Raw genomic sequence first — 14,027 nt, 5'->3', positions numbered from 1 at the left:
GGGCGCCTAGCCGCAGGGCGCCGCGCCGACTGCGGCGCCCTGACAGGTGCGAACGATGTTCGGCCACTAAGAGTCAGAAAGGGGGTTGCCATTGCGCAGCGTCGTCGGGCTTTACTTCCACGCCCGTCTGCGCCAGACGTGCGTCGTAACGAAATCCAGGCACGCGACATACGCGGCCTTTGGGAGACAGTCAGGCTATGGCGGCTAAACTCTCCGGTGGTGGCGGTGGTCGCTACTCCCTGAATCAGAATTCCGACATCAACGTCACGCCGTTCGTGGACATTCTGCTCGTTCTGCTGATCATCTTCATGGTCGCCGTGCCGATGGCCACCGTGGCAATCAAGGTCGACCTGCCCCCGGCAGTGCCGAGCCTGGCGACTGAGAAGCCGAAAGAGCCGGTGTTCATCTCGATCCAGAAGTCGGGTGCCATCTTCATCGCTGAAAAGCAGACCAGCCTCGACAATCTCGAGATCGACCTGGACGCCAAGTTCAACGCGACCGGCCAAGCCGGCCCGAAGGACGATCAGCGCGTCATGATCCGCGCCGATGCTGACGTGCTGTACGCCGACTTCATGGGCGTGCTGAACCAACTGCAGACCGCTGGCTGGTTCAAGGTCGGCCTGATCAACGAAGACATCCACTAGGATCCTTCCCCGATCATCGAAAATCAGAGGCCGGACCCCGCGTCCGGCCTCTCTTTTTGCGCCCTACGCTTTACGGATGTAGTTTTCTATCTTTACAGGCGCAGGAATTTGCCCAGACTACGACTGTAACTTCAATGGCCAGATCGGCCAGGCGCGAGGAGACAGGCGATGGCGGCGAAACTTTCAGGCGGCGGGGGCGGCAAATATGCGCTGAACCAGAACGCCGACATCAACGTCACGCCGTTCGTGGACATCCTGCTGGTGCTGCTGATCATCTTCATGGTCGCCGTGCCGATGGCCACAGTGGCGATCAAGGTCGATCTGCCTCAGGCCAGCGACCGTAGGGCCGACCAGAAGGAGCCGGTCTTCATCTCGGTGCAGAAGTCGGGCGCGATCTTCATCGCTGACCGTCAGACCAGCATCGCGAACCTCGAGATCGATCTGGACGCCCGGTTCATGGCTGCCGGCCAGGCGGGACCCAAGGGCGACCAGCGCGTGATGATCCGCGCTGACGCCGACGTGCCCTATGCCGACTTCATGGGCGTGCTGAACCAGCTCCAGACCGCAGGCTGGTTCCGGGTGGGCCTGATCAGCGAGGAGATCCGGTAGAGGCGGAGACGGCCCCTCAGGCCGCCGTCGCCTCGAACCCGGCCTTCAGTTCGGCTTCGTCCAGGTCTCGGCCGATGAACACCATCCGGCTGTAGCGCTTGTCGCTGTCCAGCCAGGGGCGCTGGAAGTCGCCCTCGAGGATCATGTGGACGGCCTGGAACACCAGGCGGCGGTTCTCGCCCTGCACGTCGATGATGCCCTTGGCGCGCAGGATATCGGGGCCGCGACGGGCCAGCAGGTCGTTAAGCCAGGCGGTGATCTTCTGGCCGTCCACGGGCCGGTCCAGGGTCAGGGAGATCCCCTTGACGCCGTCGTCATGGATGGCGCTGGCATGCCCGTGGTCGTGAGCATGGTCATGGTGGTCGTGACCGCAATGCTCGTCATGAACATGGTCGTGCCCATGCCCATGGCCATGATCGTGATGATGATGGTCGTGACCGCAGTGCTCGTCGTGCACATGACCGGCTTCGCCATGCGCCGGGTTCAGGAAGGCCGGCTCCAGTTCGGTGATCCGTTCCAGGTCGAAGCTGTGCTTGCCGATGATGGCCGACAGCGGAACATTGCTGCGCTGGGCGCGATGGATCGGAGCCAGCGGGTTGATCCGGCGGATGCGAGCTTCGACGTGGCGCAGGTCGTCTTCCGACACCAGGTCGGTCTTGTTGAGCACGATCTGGTCGGCGAAGGCGATCTGTTCGACGGCTTCGCGGCTGTCGCCCAGACGCAGCAGGATGTGCTTGGCGTCCACCAGGGCGGTGACCGAGTCGAGATAGGTGCGGGCCTTGACGTCCTCGTCGACAAAGAAGGTCTGGGCCACAGGACCCGGATCGGCCAGGCCGGTGGTCTCGACGATGATGGCGTCAAAGCCGCCCTTGCGCTTCATCAGGCCCGACAGAACCCGGATCAGGTCGCCGCGCACCGTGCAGCAGACGCATCCGTTGTTCATCTCGAACACTTCCTCGTCGGCCCCGACCACCAGGTCGTTGTCGATGCCCACTTCACCGAACTCGTTGACGATCACGGCATAGCGCTTGCCGTGCGCCTCGGTGAGGATGCGGTTGAGCAGGGTGGTCTTTCCGGCGCCGAGATAGCCGGTCAGCACGGTGACGGGGATCTTGCCGGTGGAGGAAGCGGTCTGGGTCATGGCCGCTATTTAGGGGCTCACGAGCTCCGGCGGAAGCTCCCGCATTCAGGACTTGAAGAAGGCTACCGCGATACCGACCAGGATCAGGGCCGCGCCCAGGATGGTTTCCTCGTAACGCTCGACCCAGTGCAGGCCCAGGCGCTTGAAGCCGGCCAGGCTGAGGCCGGTGAAAATCAGCATGCCGGCCGCGGTGGCGACCATCAGGACCACGCTCAGGGCCACGAAGGCCTGCCAGCCGTGCTCCATGCCGGCCAGGTAGTAGGGCAGGAAGGCCTCGCACGGTGACAGGGTCAGCAGGGTGACCAGGGCGGCTATGGCGGCCCTGTCGGAGGCGTAGACGCGTCGGCCTGCGTCAGGGATCGCATGGCTGTGGCGGCCGCGCAGCACATAGAAGAGTCCGACCGCCACCATCAGCCCGCCGACGATCCAGTGAAAGACGTGGCCCAGGCTGGGCTGCAGGGCCAGGCCGGCCATCACCAGCGCCAGGCCCAGGGCGATGGTCAGGCCCACATGGCCCAGTCCAGCCAGCAAGGTGACACCCAGAGTGCGGCCCGTGGACCACTTCTGCGCACGTCCCACCAGCACGAACGGCAGCCAGTGCGTGGGCAGGGCCGCATGCAGGAAGGCCACGGCGAAACCGGTGGCGGCGATAGAGGCGAAGAAGGTCCAGGTCACGGAAGTGGCTATATACTGTTACATTGTAACGTTCCAGCCTGAATCGCCTTGCCCCTGAATTGACGGGCCCCGTGAAACGCTGTGACGACGTATCGGCGTTTCAAGCGTGGGAATCTGTGTCGCATCCCCTGGAGCCCGTTGACTCGGGGTCGGTCGGCTGTATAAGTCCGCCCCCTCGCCCGCCGGGTTTCCTTGCGGGCGTTCCCTATTTTGCGAACGCACGTTTCTTAAGGCGCTAACCTATGTACGCGGTGATCAAAACCGGCGGCAAGCAGTACCGGGTCCAAGCCGGCGATCTGCTGGTTGTCGAAAAGCTCGACGGTGAACCGGGCTCGGAAGTCGCTTTCGGCGAAGTCCTGATGCTTGGCGAAGGCGAGGCCGTGACGGTCGGCGCCCCCACGGTGGACGGCGCTGTCGTCTCCGGAACCCTGATCGAAACCCGCAAGGGTGAGAAGGTGAAGATCTTCAAGAAGATCCGCCGTCAGGGCTATCGCCGCACACGCGGCCACCGCCAGACCGAAACGGTCGTGCGCGTGACCTCGGTGTCGGGCGCTGGTTCGGAAACCAAGTGGGACGGCGTCATCGACCTGACCCCCAAGGTCATCCTGAACGCCCGCGCTCGTGGCCTCGGCGACGCCGCTGTGCCCTTCACGATCCCGGTCGCCCAGTCGGCCGCTCCGGTCGCTGAAGCCGCCCCGAAAAAGAAGGCCGCGCCGAAGAAGGCTGCAGCCGCCCCGGAAGACGGCGAAGCCTAAGCGGCTGCGCCTCTAGAGATTAGGAGAGCAAGATGGCTCACAAGAAATCAGGCGGCTCGTCCAGCAACGGTCGCGACTCCGACGGCCGCCGCCTTGGCGTGAAGAAGTTCGGCGGCGAGAAGGTTCTCGCTGGCAACATCATCATCCGTCAGCGCGGCACGAAGTTCTGGCCGGGCGCGGGCGTCGGCATCGGCAAGGACCACACCCTCTTCGCACTCGTCGAAGGCGCGGTGAAGTTCGTGACCAAGAAGCATGACCGCACCTACGTAACGGTTGCGCCGACCGCGCAGCCCGCCGAGTAGCAGGCACTCGATTTTCGGGTCGCGCTTCTCGGTTGAGAAGGCGATCTGGACAGACGAACCCAAGCGGGGAGTCCGGAACGCCGGGCTCCCCGCTTTTGTTTTGTCCAACGCCGCCCTGAAGCAGGATCGCCATGGCGGCGTCACGGTCTCCGTCCAAGAGGGATCGAGACATACGGGAGGCGCGTGATGTGCGTCATCGAGACCTGTCCCACGATCGAGACGCGGCGGATCACGCTGCGCGCTCCGGCCATGGCCGACGCGCCGCGCCTGGCGGCCCTGGGCGGCGAGCGCGACGTGTCGCGCATGACCACCCGCATGCCCTGGCCCTATGGCCGCCGCGACGCGGAAGACTTCGTGGCCCGTTGCCAGCTTCAGGATCGCCGTCGCGACAACACCTTCGCCGTTGAGCTGGATGATGAGGGCGTCATCGGCGTGCTGGGTCTGTTCACGCCGCCAGGTGGCCATCTGGAGATTGGCTACTGGATCGGCAAGCCCTATTGGGGCCGTGGCCTGGCGACGGAAGCCGCTCAGGGTGCCCTGGACTGGGCGCGGCGGGTCTGGCGCAAGAAGCTGGTTGTGGCCGGTCACTTCGCCGACAACCCCGCCTCCGCCCAGGTGCTGATCAAGGCGGGCTTTCTCTATACCGGTGTCGTCGAGATGAAGCCGTCGGTCGCGCGCGGCCAGCCTGCGGCGACGCGCATGATGGTCTGGCTGGCCTGATGGTCGCCTGACGGTTCACTCAGGGGGAGGGTTCTCGCACAGGGTAGGGCGAAAAACGTCTGTCGTCCTGGGCCTTGTGCCCAGGATCCATGGTGTCAGGGACAGCTGAGCTGGGCCTGAGCCCTGGGCTCTTCCGCTGCAGAACACCTGAGTTTCACAGCCTGCCGCCGGCTATGGGTCCTGGGCACAGGGGCCAGGAAGACCGGTTTCACGAACCGGCTCGGGAGCCGTGAGCTCCCACACATAGTGTTCTGCGGCCCGGCCCTAGGCTGCGCGGTGCGTCTGGATCACTTTTTGCTGGCCTTCGCGGAAGCGTTTCTCGGCCGTCAGGATCCGGTCGCACAGGGCGTCCAGGTCCGATAGCAGCGAATAGGTGGCGTAGATGGGGATCTCCATCAGGGCCACCTGGGCGCGCGGCATGAACTCGGTGTACTTCTTCCAGGCGCTGTGGGCGTCACGGGCGCTCATGGCGCGCTGGCTCAGCGGGTTCCACAGGTCCAGCTCCATCAGCTCGTCGCGGCACTGTTTCATGACGGGCAGGGCGATGTAGAGGAACAGGAAGGTCGGGGTGGCGGCCCGGCTGAATTGCGGCTGAACCTGCATGTGCCAGATGCGGAAGGCCTCGAAGAAGCCGGCCTTGCGCGCCGGATCGGGCGGCAGCCAGGTGGCCTCCTGATTGATCAGTTCGTTGGCTCCAGCCGCCCGCTTGACCAGTTCGTCGGCCGTCTTGCCGCCGGTCATGGTCTTGGAGAGGGCCGCGACCGGGATGTTCAGGCGCTTGGCGACATCGCTATAGGCCACCTGCTGGCCGCCCATGGGCGTCCACTGGCCAAACGACGCGGCCTTGGGATTGCTGGCGCGCTTCATCGCCGCAGCCTGGTGCAGCAGAAGCTGCTCTTCGCGTTGTTTCTCGGCCTGGATACGGTCGAACTCGGCCTCGTGGACCGCCTGCTCGGCGGGAGTCATCCAGCGCGCGCGACCGGGGCCATAGGTGCGTTCGGTGCGATTGGTCAGGACCAGTACGTGCTCGGCGGTCGGTCTGGTGCCGATATCGCCCAGGAACGCCCGGAAATCGCGCCAGGTGCCGGTGACCCCGGTCCCCCGGCTCATCAGGATATTGCGGTGGATCGAGGCTTCGCCGGCGTATTTGCGACACAGGTCCTGGAGCGACAGGTCCCGCAGGTCCCGTGCGATTTCCGCTCCTTCCTCCCGTGTCGTCGTCAACGTCCGTCTCCCTTGCCGTCGGTCAAAAACGACGGTTTCAAAGCAAGACTCTTTGTTGCACGGTCAGCTTTAACATTTCGTCACGCCCGGGAACGGCGTTAGGCTGAAGCGGCTATGCTCCGTCCAGCGCCATTTCGGCTCGACGTGGCAAGCACCTTGAGACAAAAGACGTCCATGAAATTTCTGGACCAGTGCAAAATCTATATCCGCTCCGGCAACGGCGGCGGCGGCGCGGTCTCGTTCCGACGCGAAAAGTACATTGAATACGGCGGCCCTGACGGTGGCGACGGCGGCCGTGGCGGCGATATCTGGATCGAGGCCGTGGACGGCCTCAACACCCTGATCGACTACCGCTATCAACAGCACTTCAAGGCCGAGACCGGGATCCATGGCATGGGCCGTGGCCGCCATGGCGCAGCCGGTGCCGATATTACCCTCAAGGTTCCCGTCGGCACCCAGGTGCTGGAAGAGGACAAGGAAACCCTGATCGCCGACCTCGACACGCCCGGCATGGTCGTGCGCCTGTGCAAGGGCGGCAATGGCGGCTGGGGCAACCTGCACTTCAAGGGGCCGGTCAACCAGGCGCCCAAATACGCCAATCCCGGCCAGGAGGGCGAGGATCGCTGGATCTGGCTGCGGCTGAAGCTGATCGCCGATGTGGGTCTGGTGGGCCTGCCCAATGCGGGCAAGTCGACCTTCCTGGCGGCCGCCACGGCCGCCAAGCCCAAGATCGCCGACTATCCCTTCACCACCCTGACGCCCAATCTCGGCGTGGTCGATCTGTCGACCAGCGAGCGGTTTGTGCTGGCTGACATTCCCGGCCTGATCGAGGGGGCGTCAGAAGGCGCCGGCCTTGGCACGCGCTTCCTGGGTCATGTCGAGCGCTCGGCGGTGCTGATCCATCTGGTCGACGCCACGCAGGACGATGTCGCCGGTGCCTGGACCACGATCCGCGGCGAGCTGGAAGCCTATGGCGATGAGCTGGGCGACAAGTCCGAGCTCCTGGCCCTGAACAAGGTGGACGCTCTCGACGAGGAGACCATCGCCGAGAAGATGGCCGAGCTTGAGGCGGTGGCCGGCGTCAGGCCGCGTCTGGTGTCGGGCGTCTCGGGCAGGGGCGTCAAGGAACTGCTGCGCGCCGCCTATCGCCAGGTCCGCGTGCGCCGCGGCGACGAGATCGAGGAAATCGACGAAGAAGAAGATCATGTTCCGGAGACCCCGGGGGGCTGGACCCCGTGAGTCTCCCCCCCGCGACCTGGGGAGGCCCCCTGGGCGTCGCCAGGCGGATCGTCTTCAAGGTCGGCTCCGCCCTGCTGGTCGACGCGCAGACCGGCGCAGCCGACCATGCCTGGCTCAAGGCCTTTTGCGACGATGCCGCCGCCCTGCGCGCGCGGGGCCAGCAGGTGGTGGTGGTGTCCTCCGGCGCGGTGGCCCTGGGGCGCCGGCGCCTGGGCCTGACGGGGCGCAAGTCCCTGACCCTGCCCGAGAAGCAGGCCGCCGCTGCGGCGGGCCAGTCACTGCTGATGCGGGCCTGGGAAGAGGCTTTCGAGCCGCACGGGATCGCCGTCGCCCAGATCCTGATGACCCGCGACGACACCGAGACCCGCCGCCGCTGGCTCAATGCCCGCGCCACGGTCGAGACCCTGCTGTCGCTGGGCGTCGTGCCTGTGGTCAATGAGAACGACACGGTCGTTACCGAGGAAATCCGCTACGGCGACAATGACCGTCTGGCCGCACGCGTAGCGCAACTGGCCGGGGCCGATCTGCTGGTGCTGCTGTCCGATATCGACGGGCTCTACACCGCCGATCCGCGTCGCGATCCCGCAGCCGCGCATTTGCCGCTGATCAGCGAGATCACTCCGCAGATCGAGGCTATGGCCGGGGGCGCCAATGCGATCTCGGGCGTGGGGACCGGCGGCATGGCCACCAAGATCGCCGCCGCCCGCATCGCCCGCGCGGCCGGCTGCGCCACCCTGATCACCCTGGGCTCACGCTCCCATCCGCTCAAGGCCATCGCAGAGGGTGCCAAGGCGACCCTGTTCGAGGCCGGAGCCAGTCCCGCCGCCGCCTACAAGGCCTGGATCGCCGGGTCGCTGGCCCCGCAGGGCTGGGTGTCGGTCGACGCCGGCGCGGCGGCAGCCCTGGCCAAGGGCAAGAGCCTGCTGGCCGCCGGCGTCCGCGCCATCGAGGGCCCCTTCGATAAGGGCGATGCCGTGCGGGTGCGTGACGAGACCGGTCGGGAGGTGGCCCGTGGTCTGGTGCGCTATGACAGCGCCGACGCCCACCGCATCGCCGGTCTGCGCTCCGACGCCATTGAAGCTGAACTGGGCTATTCCGAGGGTCCGATGATCCACGCCGACGATTTGGCCGTGGCGGAGCCCCTGGCGTGAGCCTGCTGGCGGTTCTCGCCCGGACGCCCGAGTGGCGCGATGTGGACCGGGCGACCTTTCGCGACCAGATCATGCCGACCAACCAGCCTGCCATCCTGCGTGGCCTGGTCGGCGACTGGCCGGCGGTGGCCGCCGGTCGGGCCTCCGACGAGGTCATGGCCGACTATCTGATGAACCTGGACGTCGGCCGGCCGGTGACCGCCTTGTTTGGCGGCCCGGAGATCGGTGGCCGGTTCTTCTATACCGACGACATGGCCGGCGTGAACTTTCAACGGCGCACCGTGCCGTTGGGCGAGGCGTTGAGCGCGCTGTTGACCCTGCGAGACGCCGCCGAGCCGCCGGCGATCGCGGTGCAATCGACGCCGACCCAAAGCGCGCTGCCCGGCTTTGCCACAGCCAACGCCCAGCCGCTGCTCGACGCCACAGTCGGCCCCCGGATCTGGATCGGCAACGCCATCACCACCGCCACCCATTTCGACATGAACTACAACATCGCCTGCGCGGTGACGGGCCGGCGGCGCTTCACCCTGTTCCCCCCCGACCAGCTGAAGAACCTGTATCTGGGTCCGCTGGAGTTCACCCCCGCCGGGCCGCCGGTCAGCCTGGTGGATATCGCCAAGCCCGATCTTGAGCGCTTTCCGCGCTTCGAGCAGGCCTGGGCCACGGCCCAGGTCGCCGAACTGGAACCGGGCGATGCGATCTACATCCCCTATTTCTGGTTCCACAATGTCGAGTCGCTCGACCCGTTCACGGTGCTGGTGAACTACTGGTGGGAAGAGCCCCGCAAGACCCTGGGCAGGCCCCTGGAGGCCCTGCTGCATGCGATAGCCTCGATCCGAGAGCTGTCGCCGGCCGAGCGCGAGATCTGGCGCGGGGCATTCGATCACTTCGTGTTCCAGCAGAACGGCGACCCCGCCGCCCACATCCCGCCGGAGGTTCGCGGCTCGCTGGGCGCGATGACGCCCCAGCACATTGCCCGTATCCGCAAGATCCTGGTCGGCGCCCTGACCAAGGCCTGACCTGGCCGCCGCTGCGGCTTTCGTGCGCAAAACGGAAATGGTGATTCCGTCCGGGGGCGTGACGCACTAGGTTCCGGCCCGTTCGCAGGAGTTCTCATGGCCTATCGTTCATTACGCGAGTTCATCGACGTCCTGGAGGCCAAGGGCGAACTGGTGCGGGTCAAGGAGCCGGTTTCCAGCGTTCTGGAGATGACCGAGATCCAGACCCGCCTGCTGGCCACCGGCGGCCCTGCGGTGCTGTTCGAGCATGTGCTGCTGCCCGACGGCAGCCGCTCATCCATGCCGGCCCTGGCCAACCTGTTCGGCACGGTCAAGCGCGTGGCCATGGGCGTCACCCTGGGCGGCGAACCGCGCGAGACGGCGGCCGAACTGCGTGAAGTGGGCGAGCTCCTGGCCTTCCTGCGCCAGCCCCAGCCCCCCAAGGGGCTGAAGGACGTCATCGACATGCTGCCCCTGGCCAAGACGGTCATGGCCATGCGGCCGGGTACAGTGAAGAAGGCCCCCGTGCAGGAGATCGTCCTGACCGGCGACGACATCGACCTGTCCAAACTGCCCGTTCAGACCTGCTGGCCCGGCGAGCCGGCCCCGCTGATTACCTGGCCGCTGGTGGTGACCAAGGGGCCGGGCAAGGATCGCGAGGACGATTTCAACCTGGGCATCTACCGCATGCAGGTGCTGGGCAAGGACCGCTGCATCATGCGCTGGCTGGCCCATCGCGGCGGGGCCCAGCACTATGCCCGCCACAAGAAGTCGGGAACCCGCGAGCCGCTTCCCGCCTGCGCCGTGCTGGGCGCTGACCCCGGCACCATCCTGGCCGCCGTGACCCCAGTGCCCGACACGCTTTCCGAGTACCAGTTCGCCGGCCTGCTGCGCGGGGCCAAGGTCGATCTGGTGCCGGCCAAGACCGTGCCGCTGATGGTCCCGGCCCACGCCGAGATCGTCATCGAGGGCTATGTCCTGCTCGACGAGTATGCCGACGAGGGTCCCTACGGCGACCACACCGGCTACTACAACAGCGTCGAGAAGTTCCCGGTCTTCCAGGTGACGGCCATCACCATGCGCAAGGACCCCATCTATCTGACCACCTTCACCGGCCGGCCGCCGGATGAGCCCGCGGTGCTGGGCGAGGCCCTGAACGAGGTGTTCGTGCCGCTGATCCGTCAGCAGTTTCCCGAGATCGTCGACTTCTGGCTGCCGCCCGAGGGCTGCAGCTATCGCATCGCTGTGGTCTCGATGAAGAAGGCCTATCCGGGCCACGCCAAGCGCGTGATGCTGGGAGTCTGGAGCTATCTGCGCCAGTTCATGTACACCAAGTGGGTGATCGTCGTGGACCACGACATCAATGCCCGCGACTGGAAGGACGTGATGTGGGCCATCTCCACCAAGATGGACCCTGCGCGGGACATCACGGTGATTGAGCACACCCCCATCGACTATCTCGACTTCGCCAGCCCCGAGAGCGGCCTGGGCTCCAAGATCGGCCTGGACGCCACCGACAAGTGGCCGCCGGAGACCAAGCGCGAATGGGGCGAGGAGATCCGCATGGATCAGGCTGTCGTGGACAAGGTCAGCGACATGTGGGGCAGGCTCGGTCTGCCGGGGGACGGCAAGCCGATCTGGAAGGCCAAATGACGGCCATCCCGGCCTGGCCTGCGCCGGGCCGGGGGTAGTTGCCGTGCGCCCAGCGACCTTCGGGTCGAACCTCGCTTAACCATAGTGAGAGTCAGTTGCAAACTCAGCAGGATGTGCTTAGATGCGAATGACACTCATTCGGCGGGGCGCGTTTTCGTGTACGTCTGCAATTGTAACGGTATCCGCGAGCGCGAAGTGCGCGCCGCCATCGACGCGGGCGCCAGCCGTCCGGCCGAGATCTTTCGCCACAAGGGCTGTCAGGCCCAGTGCGCCAAGTGCGTGTGCGAGATGCGCCAGATGATCGACGACAGCCGCCAGGCCCTGGCTTACGCCGCCGAATAGGCCGCTTTTCGGGTGAAATCCTGAGAACGATTTGCGCTTGCGGCGATATCCGTGAAAGCGCGAAACACTTGCAGACATAGCAGTTGAAGCCGACTGCGCCTTGCCTCACGGTCCCCCCGACTCAATCTTCAAGGAGGCGCGCCATGCAAGGCGATCCTGGCATTATCCGCCTGCTCAATGCGGTGCTCACCAATGAGCTGACCGCTGTGAACCAGTATTTCCTGCACGCGCGGATGTACGACAACTGGGGCTTCAAGCGCCTGGGCAAGATCACCTACGACGAGTCGATCGGCGAGATGAAGCACGCCGACAAGCTGATCAACCGCATCCTGTTCCTGGAAGGCCTGCCCAACCTGCAGGACCTGCACAAGCTGAAGATCGGCGAGACCGTGCCCGAGTGCCTGGGCAGCGACCTGAATGTCGAGCTGGGCGGCCGCGAGACCCTGATTCCGGGCATCATCCAGTGCGAACAGGCCCGCGACTATGTCAGCCGCGAGCTGCTGCGCGAGATCCTCAGCGACACCGAGGAGCACATCGACTTCCTCGAAATGCAACTGGGCCTGGTCAAGGCGCTGGGCGAGCAGAACTACCTGCAGAGCGCCATGGGCGAACTGCCGGCCGGCGGCTGAGCCTTCAGGCGGCGGCCCTTGAGGGGGCCGCCGGCGTCAGGTTGAACTGACCGACCAGGTCGGCGAGGCGCGCCGCCTCACTTTTCAGCGAATGGGCTGCCGCCGTGGTTTCCTCGACCATGGCGGCGTTTTGCTGGGTCATCTGATCCATCTGGTTGACGGCGGTGTTGACCTCATTGAGACCCGTCGACTGCTCCTGGGCAGAGGCGGAGATATCCGACACCAGGGCGGCGATCTGGTTGACCCGCTCAAGGATGCTGGCCAGCGCCGTGCCGGTCTGGCCCACCAGGCCCACGCCCTCGCTGACCTTGCCCGAGGCGGCACTGATCAGGATCTTGATTTCCTTGGCAGCGTCGGCCGAGCGCTGGGCCAGGGCTCGCACTTCCTGGGCGACGACGGCGAAGCCGCGACCGGCCTCACCCGCGCGGGCCGCTTCAACGCCGGCGTTCAGGGCCAGAAGGTTGGTCTGGAAGGCGATCTCGTCGATCACCCCGATGATCTGGCCGATCTGGGCCGAGGAGGTCTCGATCTCGCCCACGGCGCGTACGGCAGCGCCGACGGCGTTCTCGGTGGTCTGCGCCTGGCGACGGGTCTCGACCACGATCTCATTGGCCTTGCGCGCGCCCTCGGCGGTCTGCCGCACGGTGCTGGTGATCTGATCCAGGGCGGCGGCGGTTTCTTCCAGGCTGGCGGCCTGCTGCTCGGTGCGACGCGACAGGTCGTCGGCGGCCTGGGCGATCTGTACGGCCCCGGACCCGACCCCGCTCGACGATTGGTCGATCAGGCCCAGCGTGCGGGTCAGCTTCTCGGCGGCGCTGTTGAAATCGCCGCGCAGGCGCTCGTATTCCGGCGCGAAGGCGACCCCCAGGCGGAAGGCGACGTCGCCGGCCGACAGGCGGTCCAGTCCCTGGGCCAGCCCCTTCATGGCGTGATCGCGTTTCTGTTCCTCTGCGCGTTGGCTGGCGTCGTTGGCCTGTCGCGCCGACTCGGCCTGACGTCGCGCCTCGTCCTGTTCCTGGCGCAGCTCGCGGCGTTCAAGAACGCCCTCGCGGAACACCGCCACCGACTTGGCCATGTCGCCAAGTTCGTCGTGACGACCCGCAAAGGGCACAGGGCGTTCGTAGTGGCCGCCCGCCAGCTCGCCCATATAGGCGGTGATCGCCTGGACGGGGCGCACCACGGCGCGACGGATCATGAAGATGCCCGCAGCAATGGCCGCGCCCAGCAGGGCGCAGACGATCGCCATCAGGGTCAGTTGCTTGACCTGCTCGGCCTGGGCCTTGGCCTCGACCCTGGCGCTGTCGGCGGCGATCAGGGGAACGACCTGCTCGACGGCAGCGCGGTGGGCCTCGAACGCCTTGGTCAGGCGGACCTCCTGGGCCTGCGCCCCGGCGACGTCGCCTGAGGCCATGGCCTTGAGCATGTCTTCGGCCGCCGACCAGACAATCTGCGCCTGGGCGTCGGATTCGCCCATCAGCACCGACTTGACCGCCGGGTCAAAATCGATTGCGCGCCAGTACACAAGACGCGCGTCATACTCGGCGCGATGTTTGGCCAGTTCGGATTTCGCCTCTTCGAGATCTGCGGCCGGGCCGGCTGCAAAGGTCAGCTTGGCGTCGAGAAAGCCGTCGATGACATAGAGGGGCGGGGGCAGGATGTCCGCCGTCAGGTCCTTGCCGGCGACGATCTGCTTGTACAGCGGCCCGCCGACCCGCACAGTCTGGATGGCGTACCACGACACGGCGGCCAGCAGGAGCAATCCCCCAGCCAGGATCGCGCCGAAAAGATTCATAGCCCCAGATAAACGCAGCCGCACGATAGCCCCCCAACTATAAGGGGCCTAGAAAAGCGCCCAAGACATCAACGACACCTTAAAGCGCCAGGCAAATCTGCCCAAAATGAGTAAGCGTGCCGCTTGTGATTTCCATTCTAAACAACGACTTAT

General features: G+C 65.9%; 15 protein-coding genes. 11 read left to right on the top strand and 4 right to left on the bottom strand.

Translation table 11 applies throughout. The annotated features are described in order from the left end of the window. Positions 1 to 197 precede the first annotated feature (197 nt). Together ACW179_RS03755 and ACW179_RS03750 are read left to right on the top strand one after the other, a co-directional pair. Entirely contained in the window at positions 198 to 644 is a 447-nt protein-coding gene (locus tag ACW179_RS03755; RefSeq protein WP_492062969.1) for a biopolymer transporter ExbD, read from the top strand. A 168-nt stretch (positions 645 to 812) separates the two neighbouring features. Beyond that, a complete protein-coding gene (locus tag ACW179_RS03750) occupies positions 813 to 1,253 on the top strand; it encodes a biopolymer transporter ExbD (RefSeq protein ID WP_492062968.1) in 441 nt (146 codons plus the stop codon). Positions 1,254 to 1,269: 16 nt separating this feature from the next. On the opposite strand, the gene ACW179_RS03745 is transcribed toward ACW179_RS03750, so the two are convergent. Next, a complete protein-coding gene (locus tag ACW179_RS03745) occupies positions 1,270 to 2,394 on the bottom strand; it encodes a CobW family GTP-binding protein (protein ID WP_492062967.1) in 1,125 nt (374 codons plus the stop codon). A 45-nt stretch (positions 2,395 to 2,439) separates the two neighbouring features. After that, the gene (locus ACW179_RS03740; protein ID WP_492062966.1) at positions 2,440 to 3,069 is read right to left on the bottom strand and encodes a hypothetical protein; all 630 of its coding nucleotides are present in this window, start codon (positions 3,067 to 3,069) and stop codon (positions 2,440 to 2,442) included. Between the two features lie 242 nt (positions 3,070 to 3,311). On the opposite strand from ACW179_RS03740, the gene rplU reads away from it, so the two are divergent. From rplU to ACW179_RS03725, 3 genes are all read left to right on the top strand, one after another. Continuing rightward, positions 3,312 to 3,824, top strand: a complete 513-nt coding sequence (rplU, locus tag ACW179_RS03735) for a 50S ribosomal protein L21 (RefSeq protein ID WP_492062965.1) — start codon at positions 3,312 to 3,314, stop codon at positions 3,822 to 3,824. Positions 3,825 to 3,856: 32 nt separating this feature from the next. Further along, a complete protein-coding gene (rpmA, locus tag ACW179_RS03730; RefSeq protein WP_492062964.1) occupies positions 3,857 to 4,126 on the top strand; it encodes a 50S ribosomal protein L27 in 270 nt (89 codons plus the stop codon). Positions 4,127 to 4,312: 186 nt separating this feature from the next. After that, entirely contained in the window at positions 4,313 to 4,846 is a 534-nt protein-coding gene (locus ACW179_RS03725) for a GNAT family N-acetyltransferase (RefSeq protein ID WP_492062963.1), read from the top strand. Between the two features lie 264 nt (positions 4,847 to 5,110). Here ACW179_RS03725 and ACW179_RS03720 read toward each other — a convergent pair whose 3' ends face one another. After that, positions 5,111 to 6,070 (bottom strand): hypothetical protein, encoded by a 960-nt coding sequence (locus ACW179_RS03720; RefSeq protein ID WP_492062962.1) that lies wholly within the window; start codon positions 6,068 to 6,070, stop codon positions 5,111 to 5,113. 174 nt (positions 6,071 to 6,244) lie between these two features. Here ACW179_RS03720 and obgE point away from each other — a divergent pair, with 174 nt between their 5' ends. The 6 genes from obgE (at position 6,245) to bfr (ending at position 12,082) form a co-directional block, all read left to right on the top strand. Beyond that, a complete protein-coding gene (gene obgE, locus ACW179_RS03715) occupies positions 6,245 to 7,309 on the top strand; it encodes a GTPase ObgE (protein ID WP_492062961.1) in 1,065 nt (354 codons plus the stop codon). Next, positions 7,306 to 8,460 (top strand): glutamate 5-kinase, encoded by a 1,155-nt coding sequence (proB, locus tag ACW179_RS03710; RefSeq protein ID WP_492062960.1) that lies wholly within the window; start codon positions 7,306 to 7,308, stop codon positions 8,458 to 8,460. Before obgE ends, proB begins: the two co-directional genes overlap by 4 nt. Next, positions 8,457 to 9,479: a cupin-like domain-containing protein gene (locus ACW179_RS03705; protein WP_492062959.1), complete on the top strand. Its 1,023-nt coding sequence runs from the start codon at positions 8,457 to 8,459 to the stop codon at positions 9,477 to 9,479. Before proB ends, ACW179_RS03705 begins: the two co-directional genes overlap by 4 nt. A gap of 96 nt (positions 9,480 to 9,575) precedes the next feature. Beyond that, positions 9,576 to 11,111, top strand: a complete 1,536-nt coding sequence (locus ACW179_RS03700; RefSeq protein ID WP_492062958.1) for a UbiD family decarboxylase — start codon at positions 9,576 to 9,578, stop codon at positions 11,109 to 11,111. 156 nt (positions 11,112 to 11,267) lie between these two features. Continuing rightward, a complete protein-coding gene (locus tag ACW179_RS03695) occupies positions 11,268 to 11,453 on the top strand; it encodes a (2Fe-2S)-binding protein (protein WP_492062957.1) in 186 nt (61 codons plus the stop codon). Positions 11,454 to 11,596: 143 nt separating this feature from the next. Further along, on the top strand, positions 11,597 to 12,082 hold the full coding sequence (bfr, locus tag ACW179_RS03690) for a bacterioferritin (RefSeq protein WP_492062956.1): 486 nt from the start codon (positions 11,597 to 11,599) through the stop codon (positions 12,080 to 12,082). A 4-nt stretch (positions 12,083 to 12,086) separates the two neighbouring features. Here the strand turns inward: bfr and ACW179_RS03685 are convergent, their stop codons facing one another. Next, positions 12,087 to 13,874 carry a methyl-accepting chemotaxis protein gene (locus tag ACW179_RS03685; protein WP_492062955.1) on the bottom strand — a complete coding sequence of 596 codons (1,788 nt, stop codon included), beginning with the start codon at positions 13,872 to 13,874 and terminating at the stop codon, positions 12,087 to 12,089. Positions 13,875 to 14,027 lie beyond the last annotated feature (153 nt).

Source organism: Caulobacter sp. AVps18 (assembly GCF_058681425.1).
Note: the sequence above shows the minus strand (reverse complement) of the source record. Positions and strands in the feature narration are given on the sequence as shown.

Bases quoted from the DNA above. Each gene is read 5' to 3' on its own strand.
- ACW179_RS03755 (WP_492062969.1), top strand. From the start codon at position 198: ATGGCGGCTAAACTCTCCGGTGGTGGCGGTGGTCGCTACTCCCTGAAT.
- ACW179_RS03750 (WP_492062968.1), top strand. From the start codon at position 813: ATGGCGGCGAAACTTTCAGGCGGCGGGGGCGGCAAATATGCGCTGAAC.
- ACW179_RS03745 (WP_492062967.1), bottom strand. From the start codon at position 2,394: ATGACCCAGACCGCTTCCTCCACCGGCAAGATCCCCGTCACCGTGCTG.
- rplU (WP_492062965.1), top strand. From the start codon at position 3,312: ATGTACGCGGTGATCAAAACCGGCGGCAAGCAGTACCGGGTCCAAGCC.
- rpmA (WP_492062964.1), top strand. From the start codon at position 3,857: ATGGCTCACAAGAAATCAGGCGGCTCGTCCAGCAACGGTCGCGACTCC.
- ACW179_RS03725 (WP_492062963.1), top strand. From the start codon at position 4,313: ATGTGCGTCATCGAGACCTGTCCCACGATCGAGACGCGGCGGATCACG.
- obgE (WP_492062961.1), top strand. From the start codon at position 6,245: ATGAAATTTCTGGACCAGTGCAAAATCTATATCCGCTCCGGCAACGGC.
- ACW179_RS03700 (WP_492062958.1), top strand. From the start codon at position 9,576: ATGGCCTATCGTTCATTACGCGAGTTCATCGACGTCCTGGAGGCCAAG.
- bfr (WP_492062956.1), top strand. From the start codon at position 11,597: ATGCAAGGCGATCCTGGCATTATCCGCCTGCTCAATGCGGTGCTCACC.
- ACW179_RS03685 (WP_492062955.1), bottom strand. From the start codon at position 13,874: ATGAATCTTTTCGGCGCGATCCTGGCTGGGGGATTGCTCCTGCTGGCC.